The organism is Paraburkholderia sp. FT54, assembly GCF_031585635.1.
Classification (GTDB): Bacteria; Pseudomonadota; Gammaproteobacteria; order Burkholderiales; family Burkholderiaceae; genus Paraburkholderia.
On sequence record NZ_CP134195.1, the window covers coordinates 1932755 to 1948687 of the forward strand.

The 15933-nt window shown below is 66.1% G+C and carries 12 protein-coding genes; 10 read left to right on the top strand and 2 right to left on the bottom strand.

The annotated features are described in order from the left end of the window. Positions 1 to 233 precede the first annotated feature (233 nt). The 9 genes from RI103_RS09070 (at position 234) to RI103_RS09110 (ending at position 12376) form a co-directional block, all read left to right on the top strand. Positions 234 to 1718, top strand: a complete 1485-nt coding sequence (locus RI103_RS09070) for a UbiD family decarboxylase (RefSeq protein ID WP_310814999.1) — start codon at positions 234 to 236, stop codon at positions 1716 to 1718. After that, positions 1711 to 2331, top strand: a complete 621-nt coding sequence (locus RI103_RS09075) for a UbiX family flavin prenyltransferase (protein ID WP_310815000.1) — start codon at positions 1711 to 1713, stop codon at positions 2329 to 2331. The genes RI103_RS09070 and RI103_RS09075 overlap by 8 nt, the downstream gene beginning before the upstream one ends. Further along, complete coding sequence (locus tag RI103_RS09080) at positions 2328 to 5366, top strand: molybdopterin cofactor-binding domain-containing protein (RefSeq protein WP_310815001.1); 3039 nt, start codon at positions 2328 to 2330, stop codon at positions 5364 to 5366. The genes RI103_RS09075 and RI103_RS09080 overlap by 4 nt, the downstream gene beginning before the upstream one ends. Continuing rightward, the gene (locus RI103_RS09085; protein WP_310815002.1) at positions 5363 to 6184 is read left to right on the top strand and encodes an FAD binding domain-containing protein; all 822 of its coding nucleotides are present in this window, start codon (positions 5363 to 5365) and stop codon (positions 6182 to 6184) included. The genes RI103_RS09080 and RI103_RS09085 overlap by 4 nt, the downstream gene beginning before the upstream one ends. Next, positions 6157 to 6738, top strand: coding sequence for a 2Fe-2S iron-sulfur cluster-binding protein (locus tag RI103_RS09090; RefSeq protein WP_310815003.1), 582 nt, complete (start codon positions 6157 to 6159; stop codon positions 6736 to 6738). The genes RI103_RS09085 and RI103_RS09090 overlap by 28 nt, the downstream gene beginning before the upstream one ends. Further along, positions 6731 to 8308, top strand: coding sequence for an AMP-binding protein (locus RI103_RS09095; protein ID WP_310815004.1), 1578 nt, complete (start codon positions 6731 to 6733; stop codon positions 8306 to 8308). Before RI103_RS09090 ends, RI103_RS09095 begins: the two co-directional genes overlap by 8 nt. Positions 8309 to 8311: 3 nt before the next feature. Then, positions 8312 to 9118 carry an enoyl-CoA hydratase-related protein gene (locus tag RI103_RS09100; RefSeq protein ID WP_310815005.1) on the top strand — a complete coding sequence of 269 codons (807 nt, stop codon included), beginning with the start codon at positions 8312 to 8314 and terminating at the stop codon, positions 9116 to 9118. 50 nt (positions 9119 to 9168) lie between these two features. Then, the gene (locus RI103_RS09105) at positions 9169 to 10908 is read left to right on the top strand and encodes a GMC family oxidoreductase N-terminal domain-containing protein (RefSeq protein WP_310815006.1); all 1740 of its coding nucleotides are present in this window, start codon (positions 9169 to 9171) and stop codon (positions 10906 to 10908) included. A gap of 91 nt (positions 10909 to 10999) precedes the next feature. Then, positions 11000 to 12376 (top strand): MFS transporter, encoded by a 1377-nt coding sequence (locus RI103_RS09110; protein ID WP_310815007.1) that lies wholly within the window; start codon positions 11000 to 11002, stop codon positions 12374 to 12376. A gap of 89 nt (positions 12377 to 12465) precedes the next feature. On the opposite strand, the gene RI103_RS09115 is transcribed toward RI103_RS09110, so the two are convergent. Next, complete coding sequence (locus RI103_RS09115) at positions 12466 to 13377, bottom strand: LysR family transcriptional regulator (protein WP_310815008.1); 912 nt, start codon at positions 13375 to 13377, stop codon at positions 12466 to 12468. Positions 13378 to 13603: 226 nt separating this feature from the next. Between RI103_RS09115 and RI103_RS09120 the strand changes: the two genes are divergently transcribed. Then, positions 13604 to 14461: a ProQ/FinO family protein gene (locus tag RI103_RS09120; RefSeq protein WP_310815009.1), complete on the top strand. Its 858-nt coding sequence runs from the start codon at positions 13604 to 13606 to the stop codon at positions 14459 to 14461. A 15-nt stretch (positions 14462 to 14476) separates the two neighbouring features. Here the strand turns inward: RI103_RS09120 and RI103_RS09125 are convergent, their stop codons facing one another. Further along, entirely contained in the window at positions 14477 to 15829 is a 1353-nt protein-coding gene (locus RI103_RS09125; RefSeq protein ID WP_310815010.1) for a TAXI family TRAP transporter solute-binding subunit, read from the bottom strand. Positions 15830 to 15933 lie beyond the last annotated feature (104 nt).

Below are 15933 nucleotides of genomic sequence, written 5' to 3' on the forward strand. Positions count from 1 at the left end.
CTGTTCCGGGCGCTGCGAATCCTCCGCCAACCCCGCCAGACGCACCGCTACCGTACCGTGTCTATTGATATGCTGCCTACAATTGCCTGTCATTGGTAGTAACGCGCATATCATCGGGAATGATTCGACGCATCAATAATCAATATTAGAAGTTATAAGCCGATCTCGTTACGCTTCCATCATCAACTGGCGGTCCGGTTCGGACATGAAGCCAGGCAAAGATGGAGACGTAGATGAATACTCGCGATGCCGCATCGCACGGTACTTTCCACCTGACGTGGGCCGGTTCGCCGGGCGCGCTCACGCTGCGCGACTGGCTGGCGCATCTGGCGCGCACGGGCCGGGTCGCCACGATCGACAAGCCGGTGGCGCTCGAACACGAACTCGCCGCGATTGCCAAGCGCCTCGACGGCACGCAAGCCGCGTTCTTCACGCAGCCGGGCGGTCACGACATGCCGGTGGTGAGCGGTTTCATGTCGCGGCGTGGCTGGATCGCCGAAGCGATGGGCGTCGCCGAGGCGGATCTCCTGGCGCGCTTTCGCGACGCGGCCGATCAGCCGGTTCCCTCGAAGGAAATCCCGCGCGCCGAAGCGGCCTGTCAGCAGGTCGTGCATACCAGCGGCATCGATCTTCACAAGCTGCTGCCGATTCCCACCCATAGCGAACACGACAACGGGCCGTACATCACCGCGGGCCTCGTGATCGCGCGCAATCCGCGTACCGGGGTGCAGAACGTTTCGATCAATCGCATTCAGGTGCATGGACCGGACCGCATGGCGATCCTGCTGTTGCCGCGCCATCTGTACGCATTCCAGAAGGCGGCGGAAGAGGCCGGCGACGCGCTCGACGTCGCGATCGCCATCGGCGTCGATCCGCTGACGATGCTCGCCTCGCAAGCCATTTCCCCGATCGATTCCGACGAACTGGAAATCGCCGGCGCGCTGCATGGCGCGCCCCTGCCGGTGGTCAAGTGCGTGAGCAACGGCGTGAACGTGCCGGCCTTCGCGGAGATCGTGATCGAAGGGCGCATTCTGCCCAACGTGCGCGAAATGGAAGGCCCGTTCGGCGAATTTCCGAAGTACTACAGCGCCCAGGAAGCGCGTGAAGTGATCGAGGTCACCGCGGTCACGCATCGCGAGAAGCCGATCTTTCATACGATCGTGCCGGCGGAAATGGAGCATCTGCTGCTTGGCGCGATTCCGCGCGAGGCCACTTTGCTCGCGCATCTGCAACGTAGTCATCCTAACGTGAAAGACGTGCATCTCTCCGTGGGCGGCGTATGCCGTTATCACCTGTGGGTGCAGTTCGAGAAGAAGCGCGAGGGCGAAGCGAAGAACGTGATTCTGTGCGCGTTCGGCGCGCACTACGACATCAAGCAGGTCGTGGTGGTCGATACCGATGTGGACGTGCACGATCCGGCCGAGATCGAATGGGCCATCGCCACGCGCTTTCAGGCCGATCGCGATCTGGTCGTGATCGAAGGCGCGCAAGGTTCGCCGCTCGATCCGTCGACCACCGTCGGCCAGCCCGAAGACGCGCCGCCGCATCTGCAGGGCGTGAGCGCGAAGATGGGACTCGATGCCACGCGGCCGGTGGTGTACGCGTCGCACGTGTTTACGCGGGTGCGTATTCCGGGGCAGGACACGGTGGATCTGAACGAGCTCGTCGCCGCCGACAACACCGCGTTCGATACCTATCTGGGTGACGCTCATGTCTGAACTCAAGCGTGAGCGCATCGTCGTCGGCATCTCCGGCGCGAGCGGCGCACTGATCGGCGTGCGTCTGCTCGCCGCGTTGCGGCGTCTCGGCACGCACGAAACGCATCTGATCGTATCGGCCTCGGGCGCGGTCACGGCGGCGCAGGAACTCGGCATGACGCGCGGCGATCTGGAGCGCCTCGCCGATGTGGTCTACAACGTACGCGACATCGGCGCGGCCGTGGCGAGCGGTTCGTTCATCACGGCCGGCATGGTGATCGCGCCGTGCTCGATGAAAACCCTCGCGAGCGTGGCCAACGGTTTCGCCGACAACCTGCTCACGCGCGCCGCCGACGTGATGCTCAAGGAGCGCCGCCGGCTGGTGCTGGTCGCGCGCGAAACGCCGCTCAATCTCGCGCATCTGCGCAACATGACTTCCGTCACCGAGATGGGCGCTATCGTCATGCCGCCGGTGCCCGCTTTCTATGCGCATCCCAAGACCATCGAGGACGTGGTCGATCACACGGTGGGGCGGATTCTGGATCTGTTCGGCATCGAGCATCGCGAGATCGCGCAGCGCTGGAGCGGACTCGCCGGCGAATTCGCGGAGCGCCGCTCGGGAGCGGACGAATGAATCAGCGCGACTTGCTCCACGCAGGCGACACGGCGACGCGGGAACGCGAGCCGGAGTTGGAAAAACGCCAGCAACGTCATCTCGGCCGCCCGATGGAGCGCCTGGAAGATCCCGCGATTCTCACCGGCCGTGGCCGTTACGGCGACGACATCGGCATCCGGCCCGGCACGCTGCACGCCGCGATCCTGCGCTCGCCGCACGCGCACGCGGAACTGGTGTCGATCGACACGAACGCGGCCTTGAAACTGCCCGGCGTGCGCGCGATCCTGACACGCGACGACCTGCGCGCCTGGTCGCGGCCCTTCGTGGTGGGCGTGAAATCGCCGATGGAACAGTGGGCGCTGGCGATGGACCGCGTGCGCTACGTCGGCGAACCGGTGGCGGTGGTGCTGGCGCAATCGCGTGCCATCGCGGAAGACGCGCTCGATCTGCTGAAGGTGGAATACGCGACGCTCGATCCGGTCACCTCGATCGACCAGGCGGCGAGCGACGAGTCGCCGGTATTGCACGAGAAAGTGGGCAGCAACGTGATCAGCGACCGGCATTTCCGTTACGGCGAGCCGGAAGCCGCGTTCGAGAAAGCACCGCATCGCGTGAAACTGGTCGCGCATTATCCGCGCAATAGCTGCGCGCCGATCGAGTGCGGCGTGGTGATCGCGGAGTATCTGGCGGGCGACGAAGGCTACGACGTCACGTCGAATTTCATGGGCCCGTTCTCGCTGCACGCGGTGATGGCGATGGCGCTGAACGTGCCCGCCAACCGTCTGCGTCACAAGGCGCCGCGCGATTCGGGCGGCAGCTTCGGGGTGAAGCAGGCGGTGTTTCCGTACGTGGTGCTGATGTGCCTCGCCTCGCGCAAAGCCGGCGCGCCGGTGAAGTGGGTCGAGGACCGGCTCGAACATCTGAGCGCGGCCACCTCCGCGACCGCGCGCGTCTCGACGCTCGAAGCGGCCGTGGAATACGACGGCCGCATCACGGCGCTCGCCTACGACCAACTCGAAGATTGCGGCGGCTATCTGCGCGCGCCGGAACCGGCCACGTTCTATCGCATGCATGGCTGCCTGACCGGCGCGTATGCGATCGACAATCTGCTGGTGCGCAACCGTGTCGTGCTGACCAACAAGACGCCGACGGGTCTGGTACGCGGCTTCGGCGGACCGCAGGTGTACTTCGCGCTTGAGCGGCTGATGCAGCGCATCGCGCTCGAATTGAAGCTCGATGTGCTCGACGTGTACCGCCGCAATTTCGTCGCCGCCGATGCGTTCCCGTATCGCGCCGCGGCTGGCGCGCTGCTCGACTCGGGCAACTATCAGGAGGCGCTGCGCCGCGCGCTCGACGAAGGCGGCTATGACGAGCTGCGTGCGCGCCGCGAGGCGGCACGCAAGGAAGGGCGGCTGTACGGCATCGGCTTTGCGGCGATCGTCGAGCCGTCGGTGTCGAACATGGGCTACATCACGACCGTGATGCCCGCCGACGCGCGCAAGAAGGCCGGGCCGAAGAGCGGCGCGATCGCGAGCGCGACGGTCAGTGTCGATCTGCTCGGCGGCGTGGTGGTGACGATTGCGTCGACGCCCGCGGGCCAGGGGCATATGACGGTGTGCGCGCAAGTGGTCGCGGACGTGCTCGGCGTCGCGCCGCACGATGTCATCGTCAATGTCGAATTCGATACGCACAAGGACGCGTGGTCGGTGGCGGCGGGCAATTATTCGAGCCGCTTCGCCGGCGCTGTGGCGGGCACGGTGCATCTGGCGGCCGTGCGCGTGCGCGACAAGATCGCGCGCATCGTGTCGAAGCAGTTGGGCTGCGCGCCGGAAGATATCCGCTTTGAAGAGGGCCGCATCTTTGCAAAGGGCGCCGAGGATCGCGCGCAGCCGTTCGGCCGCGTCGCCGCCAATGCGCCGCATTGGGCGCCCGCGCTGTTGCCCGAAGGTGAAGAGCCGGGTCTACGCGAGACGGTGTTCTGGAATCCGCCGAACATGGCCGCGCCGGACGAGAACGATCGCGTCAACACGTCGGCGGCCTACGGGTTTGCTTTCGACATGTGCGGCGTCGAAGTGGATCGCGCCACCGGCCGCGTGCGGATCGACCGCTACGTCACCGCGCACGACGCCGGCACGCTGCTGAACCCCGCGCTCGCCGATGGCCAGATTCGCGGCGCCTTCGCGCAAGGGCTCGGCGCGGCGCTGATGGAAGAGTTCCGCTACGGCGCGGACGGCAGCTTCCAGTCCGGCACGCTCGCCGACTATCTGATGCCGACCACCTGCGAGGTGCCCGATCCGGTGATCGTGCATCTGGAAACGCCGTCGCCGTTCACGCCGCTCGGTGCGAAAGGACTCGGCGAGGGCAACAACATGAGCACGCCGCCGTGCATCGCGAATGCGGTGGCGGATGCGCTCGGCGTCGACGATATTCGCTTGCCGCTGACGCCTTCGAAGGTGATGGCGCTGATCGGCATCGACGATCCCGCGCCGTCGCGTCCTGAGTTGCGTGAAGCGCCGGCGGCCAAACCGGCGACGCCGGGCGGCGGCAAGGCGCTCACTGCGCAGGGCAGCGTCGATCTGCCGGCCTCGCCGGAAGCGATTTTTGCGGTGCTGCTCGATCCGAATGCGCTCGCCAAGGTGATTCCCGGCTGTCATGCGCTCGAAGCAGAAGGCACGAACCAGTATCGCGCCGATGTGACGGTCGGCGTCGGCATGATCAAGGCGCGCTTCGAAGCGAAGATCGGCCTGTCGGAAATCGACGCGCCGCATCGGCTGCGTTTGGCGGGTGCAGGCATGTCGTCGCTCGGCAGTGCACGCGGCAGCGGCCTCGTCGAATTGACGCCGATTGAAAACGGCACGCGTCTTTCGTACGACTACGAAGCCCAGGTGTCGGGCAAGGTCGCGGCAGTGGGCGGCCGCATGCTCGAAGGCGCGGCCAAGGTCGTGTTGCGGCAACTGTTCGAATCGCTCGGCCGTCAGGCGGCCGGCAAGCCGCTTCGCGCTGGCGGCTCGTGGCTCTCGCGCCTCTTCGCCCGTTTCAGGAGACAGGCATGAAACCCGCGCCGTTCGACTATCTGCGCGCCATGACCACCCAGCATGCGCTCGACGCCCTTGCGCAAAGCGGCGAGGACGCACGCGTGCTGGCCGGCGGCCAGTCGCTGATGGCGGTGCTGAACATGCGGCTCGCGCAGCCGCGCATGCTGATCGATATCTCGCGCACCGACGAGCTGAACTCGGTGCGCGCCGATCACAAGGCGGGCTTGCTGGTGGTAGGCGCGGCGGCCACGCAAGGCAGCGTCGAGTGGCGTGAATCGCTGCGCGACGAAGTGCCGTTGCTGGCGATGGCGTTCCCGCACATCTCGCACTTCCAGATCCGCAATCGCGGCACGGTGTGCGGCTCGATAGCGCACGCCGACCCCAGCGCGGAACTGCCGCTGGTGCTGGCCGCGCTCGGCGGCGACGTGATGCTGCGTTCGAAAAAGAAGCACCGTGTGCTGCCCGCAAGCGAGTTTTTCCAGGGCATGTTGATGACCGCGCGCGAGCCGGATGAACTGGTCGAAGCCGTGCGCTTTCCGTTCAAGCGGCCGGGCGAATGCTACGGCTTCACGGAATTCTCCTCGCGCCACGGCGACTTCGCGATGGTCGCCTGTGCGGCCGTCGTGACGAGCGATTCGATCCGCCTCGCGGTGGGCGGTGTCGCGGACAGGCCGGTGGTCGAGCAATGGCCGCGTCTGCGCGACGAGGATCTGCGCAGCGCATTGAACGATTTGAGCTGGAAGCTGGGCGCGCAGGACGACGCGCATATCAGCGCGACCTATCGCCGGCATCTGGTCCGGCAACTCGGATGGCGCGTGATCGAGGAGGCGAAGTGAGCAACACATCGAACGGCAATGTCGTGCACGTCATGAGGCAGGGCGAGCAGCAGCGTGTCACGCTGACGCTCAATGGCCGTGAACGCAGCGGCTATTGCGAGCCGCGCGAACTGCTGTCGGATTTCATCCGTCACGAACTGGGCGCGACCGGCACGCACGTCGGCTGCGAGCACGGCGTGTGCGGCGCGTGCACGGTGCACGTGGATGGCGTGGCGGGACGCTCGTGCCTGATGCTGGCGGTGCAGGCCGACGGCCGCCGCATCGACACCGTCGAGGGACTCGCGCCCGACATGAAACTCGGCGATCTGCAGCAGGCGTTCCAGCGTCATCATGCGTTGCAGTGCGGGTTCTGCACGGCCGGGATTCTGATGTCGTGCGCGGACTATCTGCAACGCGTGCCCGATCCGAGCGAAGCGCAGGTGCGCGACATGCTCTCGGGACATCTGTGCCGCTGTACGGGCTATACGCCGATCGTCGCCGCGGTGCTCGACGTGGCGGCACGGCGCCGCCAGGGCAACTCGGCGGGCGAGACTGTGGAGGCCGTTCATGCTTGATCTCGGCCGAACCTTTCTGCAGAGCGTGGAACGCAGCCCCGACGCGTTGGCCCTGGTCGACGGCGAACTGACGCTGACGTATGCGCAGTGGCACCGGCTCATCGTGAACGTTGCCGAAGGCCTGCGCCGTTTGGGGCTCGTGCATGGCGACCGCTTGCTGGTGGTGCTGCAAAACCGCTGGGAAATGGCGACCCTGCACTGGGCCTGTCAATTTGCGGGCGTGGTGATCGTGCCGCTGAACTGGCGCGCGAAACCGGAGGAGCTCGAATACTGCGTGACCGACGCCGGTGTAAATGCCATCGTCTACGAACCGGTCTGCGCCGATGCGGTCGCGCAAAGTCCCGCAGCGCAACGTCTGCCGCGTATCGGTCTCGACGACGCGCAAGGCTGCACCGCGAGCTTCGCAACGCTGACGGAGCAAAGTACGCCCGATACGCCGGGCGCCGGGCAAACACGCGCGACTGCCGACGACCACTCACTGATTCTTTACACCTCGGGCACCACCGGCAAGGCGAAAGGCGTGCCGCGCCGCCATCGTCACGAACGCGCCGCCGCGCTCGCGCACGTCGCGCAGAATCTGTATGGCCACGGCGAACGCACGCTCGGCGTGATGCCGCTTTATCACACGATGGGCGTGCGTTCGCTGCTCTCGATGGCGCTGGTGGACGGCCTGTTCGTCTGCGTGCGCCGCTGGAATGCGCGCTTCGCACTCGATGCCATCGCGCGGCACAAGCTCACCTGTCTCTATCTGGTGCCGACGCTGTATCACGATCTGCTTGCCGATCCGGCATTCGCGTCGATCGATACGTCGACGGTGAAGAAGCTCGGCTTTGCCGGCGCGCCGATGAACGATGGTCTGCTCAAGCGCCTCACGGCGGCGTTCAAGCCGGATCTGTTCGTCAATCACTACGGCTCGTCCGAGGTCTACACCTTCAGCATCGATCAGGACGCCACGCGCAAGCCGGGCAGTGCGGGTCGCGCGGGCATCAACACGCGTTTGCGCGTCGTCAGGCTCGACGCGCATACACCCGAAGACCTCGCGCAAGTGGGAGAGGAAGGCCAGATCATCGCCGACCTGCTTGGCGACGAAGCCTTCGAAGGCTACTGGAACCGTCCCGATGCGAACGCCAAGTCGTTGCGCGAGGGCTGGTACTTCACGGGCGACACCGGGTTCTTCGACGCGGAAGGTGACCTGTACGTATCGGGCCGCGTCGATGACATGATCATCAGCGGTGGCGAGAACATCTCGCCGGTCGATATCGAGTCGGTGCTGTCGCTGCATCCCGCCGTCGACGAGGTCGCGGTGGCCGGCGTGAAGGACGAGCGCTGGGGGCAACGCGTGGTCGCCTTCGTCAAGCGCCGCGACTACGTCGATGCCGAGACGCTCGATGCGCATTGCCGCACGTCCGACCTCGTCAACTTCAAGCGTCCGCGCGAATACGTGTTCGTCGACGACATACCGAAGTCGCCAGTCGGCAAGATTCTGCGCCGCAAGCTGTCGGCGGGCGAGTACCAACGCGACACGTGCGGCGAAGCCATTGCACATCACACGCAAACCACCAAGGAGTAACTCATGACCGATTTGACTCACCGCGGCCAGAGCCTGCTGCAAGACCTCGACGGCTTTTCCATCGAGATCGACGCGCAACGCGAGCGGGCCGACATCATCCTGCACCGGCCGCCGCTGAACGTGATCTCGATGCATGCGCGCGACCAGTTGCGCGCCGCCTTCGAGGCGCTCGACGAAGACCCGCGCGTGCGCGTGATCGTGGTGCGCGCCAAGGGTGAACATTTTTCTAGCGGTGGCGACATCAAGGGCTTTCTCGAAGCATCGCCGGAAACCGTGTCGAAGCTCGCCTGGAACATCGCCGCGCCCGCGCGCTGCTCGAAGCCGGTGATCGCCGCCAATCGCGGCTTCTGCTTTGGCGTGGGCTTCGAACTGTCGCTCGCGTGCGACTTCCGCATTGCCACCGACACCACCTTTTACGCGCTGCCGGAACAGAAGCTCGGCCAGATTCCGGGTTCCGGCGGCTCGGCCCGTTTGCAGCAGATGGTCGGCATTGGCCGCACCAAGGACATCGTGATGCGCTCGCGCCGCATTCCGGGCAAGCAGGCTTACGAGTGGGGCATCGCGGTCGAATGCGTGGCCGACTCCGAACTCGAAGCGACGACCGACGCGCTGGTGGACGAACTGCGCGCCTTCTCGCCGCTCGCGCAACGCACCGCGAAGAAGCTGCTCAACGATACCGAGGACGCGCCGCTATCGATCGCGATCGAACTCGAAGGACACTGCTATAGCCGCCTGCGCACCTCCGACGATTTCCGCGAAGGCGTCGAGGCATTTCACGGCAAGCGCAAGCCGGTGTTCCGCGGCAGTTGAAGCGAACCCCACGCAACGGCGAACAGAACAGAACCTCAGGAGACAGGTGGATGGAGCGCTTCGACTACGTGATCGTCGGCGGCGGATCGGCTGGGTGCGTGCTCGCGCATCGCCTGTCGGCGGATGCGTCGTTGCGGGTCGCGCTGATCGAAGCGGGCGCGGATACGCCGCCGGGCAAGGTGCCGGCGGCGATTCTCGACAGCTATCCGATGCCGGTTTTCTACGGTGACAAGTACATCTGGCCGGCCCTTAAGGCGAGCGCCACCCGCACCGCCGCGCCTCGCGTGTACGAGCAGGGCCGCGTGATGGGCGGCGGTTCGAGCATCAACGTGCAGTCGGCCAATCGCGGCCTGCCGCGCGACTACGATGACTGGGCCGCCAACGGTGCGAGCGGCTGGGCATGGCAGGACGTGCTGCCGTATTTCCGCAAGCTCGAAAGCGATGTGAATTTTCCCGGCAGTGAGTTGCACGGCAGCGATGGCCCGGTGCCGATCCGCCGTATTCAGCCCGCGCAGTGGCCGGCGTTCTGCCATGCCTTCGCCAACGGCATGCGGGAAAACGGTTTTGAAGCACTGCAGGATCAGAACGCTGAATTCGGCGACGGCTATTTTCCCGGCGCGTTTTCGAACCTCGACGACCGGCGCGTATCGAGCGCAGCAGCATATCTCGACGAGGCGACGCGCCAACGCCGCAATCTGCACATCTATGCGGACTTGCGCGTCGAGTCGATCGTCATGGTAGGGCGTGTCGCGCGCGGCGTGGTCGCGGTGGAGCGCAGCGGTGTACGTATCCGTTTCGATGCGAACGAGGTCGTGTTAAGCGCGGGCGCGTTGCAATCCCCCGCGTTGCTGATGCGGGCCGGCATCGGCGCGAAGGCGGAACTCGACGCGCTCGGCATCGAGTGCCGGGTCGATCTGCCGGGCGTGGGACGCAATCTGCAGGACCATCCGTCGCTCACGTTCTGTCATTTTCTCGAGCGGCGTTTTCGCATGCCGCTCTCGCGCCGTCGCGCGAGCATGACAGCCGCGCGCTTTAGCTCGGGCGTCGCCGGTTGCGATGAGTCCGATCTGTATCTGTCGAGTGCGACGCGCGCCGCCTGGCATGCGCTCGGCAACCGGCTCGGTCTGTTTTTTCTCTGGTGCAACCGGCCTTATTCGCGCGGCCGCGTGCAACTCGCGTCCGCTGATCCAGCCGTAGCGCCGCGTGTCGATCTGAATCTGCTCGACGATCCGCGCGATCTCGCGCGCCTCGCGTACGGCGTGCGGATGCTGGCGAAGATCGTCGAGGCGTCGGGTCTCGGCGATAACCCGCGCGACTTTTTTCCGGCCGCGTTTTCACCGCGCGTGAAAGCGCTGAGCCGGGTCGGCGCGGGCAATGCGATGCTGATTTCGCTGCTCGGCACGCTGCTCGATACGCCGGCGCCGCTGCGGCGGCTGCTGATCGAGCAGTTCTTCACGCGGGGCCAGCGCATGTCCGCCCTGCTGGGCGAGCCAGGCGCGCTCGAAGACTTCATCCGCGCGAATGTGTTCGGCGTCTGGCACGCCAGCGGTACTTGCCGCATGGGCGACCCGAACGACGTCATGGCGGTGACCGACACTTCGGGCAGCGTGCACGGCGCGCAGGGCCTGCGGGTCGTCGACGCGTCGCTGATGCCGCGCCTGCCCTCGGCGAATACGAATATCCCGACCATCATGATGGCCGAAAAAATCGCCGACGCGATGCTCGCGCGGCACGCGGCAAATGCGGCAAATGCGGCGTCGAACACGCCGTTCGCCATGGCCCAGCCATAAGGTTTCTTAACACCACCAAGAGCACGTGCAAGAGAACGTGCCTGAACGGGGACGATCGAGAGACGGCCCGATGATAGTCAAGGAGATGACGATGTCTGTAGCAGCGCAAAATGGCGCCGCCTTGCCCGCGGTAGACCAGCGGCAAGTGATGGGTGCGGTAATGGCCTCGTGCCTCGGCTGGGCACTGGATCTGTTCGATCTGTTCGTGTTGCTGTTCGTCGCGCCGGTGGTCGGGCGGCTGTTCTTCCCGTCCGAGCACGCGATGCTTTCGCTGGCCGCGGTCTATGCGTCGTTTGCCGTGACGCTGCTGATGCGACCGCTCGGCTCGGCATGGTTCGGTTCCTATGCGGACCGTCACGGACGCAAGGGCGCGATGATCATCGCGGTGGTCGGCGTGGGTCTCTCCACGGCCACGTTCGGCGTGCTGCCGACCGTCGCGCAAGTCGGCCTCGTCGCGCCGATCCTGTTCCTCGTGCTGCGCCTCGTGCAGGGCGTGTTCGTGGGCGGCGTGGTGGCGTCGACGCATACCATCGGCACCGAATCGGTCGCGCCGAAATATCGCGGCGCGGTGTCGGGGCTGATCGGCGGCGGCGGAGCGGGGCTCGGCGCGTTGCTCGCCTCGCTCACGTATCTGGCAATGTCGGCGCTGTTCCCCGGCCCGGCGTTCGATGTGTGGGGCTGGCGCTGCATGTTCTTCACCGGCATCATCAGTTCGGTGCTCGGGCTGTTCGTCTTCAGCAGTCTCGAAGAGTCGCCGCTGTGGAAAAAGCTCGCCGCCGAAAAGGCCGCCAAGGCCGCGGCTCAGAAGTCCGACACGCCGGTCGAAATCGTGCGCTCGCCGGTGCGTACGCTGTTCTCGCGCGACTATCGCTCGATCCTGCTGGTCAACCTGCTGCTGACCATCGGCGGCGGTAGCGGCTACTACCTGACCTCGGGCTATCTGCCCACCTTCCTCAAGGTGGTGAGCCACGCGCCGAACGGCGCCGCGGCGGCGATCCTGCTGATCTGCAGCGTGGCGGTGGTGATTGCATCGGTGGCGGCGGGGCATCTGAGCACGTTCATCGGGCGCAAGAGCGCTTTCATCTGGCTCGGCCTGATTCGCCTGTTCGCGTTGCCCGCGCTGTTCCTGCTGCTGCCCACGGCGCAAAGCATCACGATGATCGGCGTGTACGCGGTGATTCTCAGCGCGCTCGGCAGTGCGGGCTACGCGCCGATCCTGATCTTCCTGAACGAACGGTTCCCGACCGCGATTCGCGCGACGGGCACGGGGCTCTCGTGGAACATCGGTTTTGCGATCGGCGGCATGATGCCGACCGCCGTGTCGCTGGTGGCCAAAGATGCGAGCGAGTTGCCGATGACGCTGGCGATCTTCGTCGGAGCGATCAGCGTGATTTTCCTGATCGGCGCGTTCGTCGTGCCGGAGACGCGCGGCAGGCTCGAACAGGGCGCGGTGCGCGGAACGGTCTAGTTCGCGGATCTGGCGGCCGGCTGGCGGCGGCTCGGGCAGCGTTCAGACGGTAGCGCGCACAGCGGGTCAGAAGGCGGTTCGGCCGGCAGTCAGGCAACCGGTACACCCGTCGTCACACGCCGGATCTCTTCGCCGATGATGTCGATCAGCGCGTGCGCCGCCGGCCCGATCGGCCGCTTGGGATGGCTCACGCGGATGATGTGCCGCACGATCGGCGGCGATGTGATGGTGCGCGCGCACAGCACGCCTTCGTCGACCTTGCGCTGAACCACCACGCGCGGCAGGATCGTCGCGACGCCGCTCTGCTCGACGAACTGCACGATGGTGTTCAGCAGGTCGATCTCGAACTTCGGCTTGATGACCACGTCGGCGGCCAGCAGCGCCGCGTCCAGCACGCCGCGCAGGCCATTGCGGCGGGTCGGCAGCACCAGTTCGATGCCGGCCAGAGTCGCGAGATCGATGGCTGGCGGCAGGTCGGGCCCGAGCGCGGCGCTCGTCACCAGCACCATTTCCTCGTCGAGCAGGGGCACCACGTCGAGTGCGAGGCGCCCGCGCGGCTTGTTGATGATGGCCGCATCCAACCGGCCCGCTTCGACCGCGTCGATCAACTGCGCGCTGAAACCGTCGGCGACCGACACCTCGACCTGCGGGAACATAGCGTTGAACCTGGCGAGCGACTCCGGCAGCACGCTCTCCGCCTCCGAGGACACCATGCCGAGCGACACGCGCCCCGTGACGATCGCATCCTGCCGGCTCAGCTGATCGCGCGCCCGCTCGATGTCGCGCATGATCGGCGTGTACAGGCGGTACATCTGGCGCGCCGCGTCGGTCGGCGTCATGCCGTGCGGCCCGCGTTCGAAGAGTTTCTGGCGCAATTCGGTTTCGAGCTTCGAAATCTGCATGCTGAGCGCGGGTTGCACGATATTGAGCCGTTTCGCGGCGCGCGTGACGGAGCCGTCTTCGAAAAGCGCGATGAAATACTGGATTTGCTTGAGGTCCATGACGCGCGGGAACGGGGGGTGGAAAGGGCTGAAACGGGGTTGAAAACGGGGTTGAAAACGGGGTTGAAAAGGGGGCGGGAAGCGCCGCAAACACTGAGTTTAACCGTGCCGTGCCGAGCTTACACGGAACCCCGCGCGCAAGCCCGAGCGGCGTGGCTCGCAGCGCAGTCACGAGCGTGTTTCCTTACGCTGCTACAATCTCGTCTTTCTCGATCGATTGTGCGCTATGGGTTTCGAACAACTCGCTGAATTGAAGAAGCAATTGGCCGCGGCTCGCCGCGAGGCTGCGCCTGCCGCGAAGTCCGGCGCGAAGCCTGGCTCGAGGCCTGCTTCGAAGGACGCTCCCAAGCCTGCTGCCAAGCCGGCTGCCAAGGATGCTTCCAAGCCGGGCGCGAGGCCGGCCCGCAAGCCCGCGCCGCCGCGCCGTGCTGCGCCTGCCGCCGCGCCCGCCGCTGCGTCCGACGCCAAACCGGTGGTGGAGGCGAAGCCGGTGGACCCGGTGGTGAAATCGATCGGGCGGCTGCAGAAGCGCTTCCCCATTGCCTTCCCCAAGAATCCGGCGCCCAAGCTGCCGCTCAAGGTCGGTATTTTCGAAGACCTCGTGGCGCACGCTAAGGAACTGTCGTTGAGCGAAGCCGAATTGCGCGACGCGATCAAGACGTGGTGCCGTGGCAGCCGCTACTGGAAATGTCTCGTGGAAGGCGCGGCTCGCGTCGATCTGACGGGCGCGGAGGCGGGCAAGGTCACGGCGCAGGAGGCCGCGGGCGCGCAGCGTCTGCAGGCGCATCGCGCGGGCAAGGGTGCGAAGGCGGCAGCCGGCGCGCCGAACGCGCATGCAAACGCGACCGCCGAAGCGGCCACGGAAGCGGGCGCTCAGCCCGCCGCCGAGGCAGCGAACGCGCCGGCCGAAGCGCCGAATGCGTCAGCCGGGACAGCGAATGCGCCGGCCGAGGCCGTCGCGGCCTCGCAAGCGGGCGAAGCGGGCAGTGCGCAGACCGGCTCGACGGATACGCCGGCGGTCCACGAAACCGCCCACGAAGCCGCCGCTGAACCGGCGACCTCGCCGGCCACTCGCGAAGCGTAAAACCCGCCACCCCGCCTAGGGGTGGCTGCCTTGCCGCGACGCAGCCCCCAGCCGGCTGCGCACGAAGCCGACGTGTTCGCGCAGCACATAGAACGCGTCGGCGTAAGCGAGCGGCATGCGCAGCCGATTCAACGAATCCTCGATCTGATCCAGTTCCGCGAAGAGCCGTTTGCGCTCATCCTCGGTCGAATCGGCGAGCGCGCCGCGTTCGATCGCAATCAGCGAACCGTAATAACGATAGATGCGCGAGCGCACCCGCCAGCGGTAAAGCGCCGGAATCAGCCGCATGGACGGGAACAGCAGCACGGCCATCGGCAGTAGCAGAACCAGCGTGCGGTCGCCGATGCTCGCCAGCCAGAACGGCAGCGTGCGGTACAGAAAGCTCTTGCCCGTCTTGTAGTAGCGCTGCGCGTCCTCGCTGATCTGATATTCACGCGCGACCGGACTCGGAAATTCTCCCGCGCGCTGCAACAGGCCCGGCATGCCATGCACCTCCTGTGCCGCTTCGATCAGCAGATCGGAGATGGCCGGATGCAACGTGGTGCGCGCCACCAGTTCGACGGTCGGGCTGATCAGATGCACGGTTTCAGGCGGAATCCTGCGCCGCAGATCCAGCACGCCGGCCGGCAGGTCGATCTGGTCCAGATAGGGAAACAGACGCGTATAGGCGCTCGCTTCGGCGAAGTTCATCACCGACACGCCGGGCACCTTGAGCAGGCGCAGCATCAGGCCGCGCGTGGCCGAGTCGCCGTTCAGGATCGCCGCGTCCACGTCGCCCGCGACCAGTTGGGTGGCGGCCTGCAAGCCGTCGCTCGGCACCAGCGTGGTGTCGCCGCCCGGCTCGATGCCGTTGGCATCCAGCAGTTTGAGGGCCAGCAGGCGCGTGCCGCTCCCTTCGCGGCCCACCGCGATCCGTTTGCCTTCCAGTTGCGAAAGCTGGCTCAGGCCCGTGCCGCGATAGAACACCACCACCGGAATATAAAACACGCTGCCGAGCGACATCAGCGATGAGGTGTCGTGGCCGTCGGCCACACCGCCTTGCACGAGCGCGACGTCGACGTGCTGCTTCGGGTCCAGCAGACGTTGCAGGTTCTGCACGGAGCCGTCGGACTCCAGCACGTTCAGCTTGATGCCGTTGCGGGCGAGGATCTTCCTGTACTGCTCGGCGGCGACCAGAAACGAGCTGTCATGCGGACCGGCGCTCAGGGTGATCGTCTTGGGCGGCGCCGGATCGACCAGCCAGACGACCAGCGTGACCATGAGTATGATGAGCGCGGCCACGACGGCATAGAGCAGGGTGTGATCGCGCCACTCGGCATGCGGCTCTTCGCCGGGAAAATGCGGGGGACGCACGCGCTGCGCTTTCATGGATACTCCGTGCCGGGAGCCGGGATGATCGCATTGTCCACTGTCCGCGGCGGGTTTGCCGTCGGCAGTTTGCTCTATTGACCGGGCGGCCCGCGAAGCTCTTG

Excerpts from the sequence above, each read along its gene's own strand:
- RI103_RS09070 (WP_310814999.1), top strand. The coding sequence starts at position 234 with ATGAATACTCGCGATGCCGCATCGCACGGTACTTTCCACCTGACGTGG.
- RI103_RS09075 (WP_310815000.1), top strand. The coding sequence starts at position 1,711 with ATGTCTGAACTCAAGCGTGAGCGCATCGTCGTCGGCATCTCCGGCGCG.
- RI103_RS09080 (WP_310815001.1), top strand. The coding sequence starts at position 2,328 with ATGAATCAGCGCGACTTGCTCCACGCAGGCGACACGGCGACGCGGGAA.
- RI103_RS09085 (WP_310815002.1), top strand. The coding sequence starts at position 5,363 with ATGAAACCCGCGCCGTTCGACTATCTGCGCGCCATGACCACCCAGCAT.
- RI103_RS09090 (WP_310815003.1), top strand. The coding sequence starts at position 6,157 with ATGGCGCGTGATCGAGGAGGCGAAGTGAGCAACACATCGAACGGCAAT.
- RI103_RS09095 (WP_310815004.1), top strand. The coding sequence starts at position 6,731 with ATGCTTGATCTCGGCCGAACCTTTCTGCAGAGCGTGGAACGCAGCCCC.
- RI103_RS09100 (WP_310815005.1), top strand. The coding sequence starts at position 8,312 with ATGACCGATTTGACTCACCGCGGCCAGAGCCTGCTGCAAGACCTCGAC.
- RI103_RS09105 (WP_310815006.1), top strand. The coding sequence starts at position 9,169 with ATGGAGCGCTTCGACTACGTGATCGTCGGCGGCGGATCGGCTGGGTGC.
- RI103_RS09110 (WP_310815007.1), top strand. The coding sequence starts at position 11,000 with ATGTCTGTAGCAGCGCAAAATGGCGCCGCCTTGCCCGCGGTAGACCAG.
- RI103_RS09115 (WP_310815008.1), bottom strand. The coding sequence starts at position 13,377 with ATGGACCTCAAGCAAATCCAGTATTTCATCGCGCTTTTCGAAGACGGC.
- RI103_RS09120 (WP_310815009.1), top strand. The coding sequence starts at position 13,604 with ATGGGTTTCGAACAACTCGCTGAATTGAAGAAGCAATTGGCCGCGGCT.
- RI103_RS09125 (WP_310815010.1), bottom strand. The coding sequence starts at position 15,829 with ATGAAAGCGCAGCGCGTGCGTCCCCCGCATTTTCCCGGCGAAGAGCCG.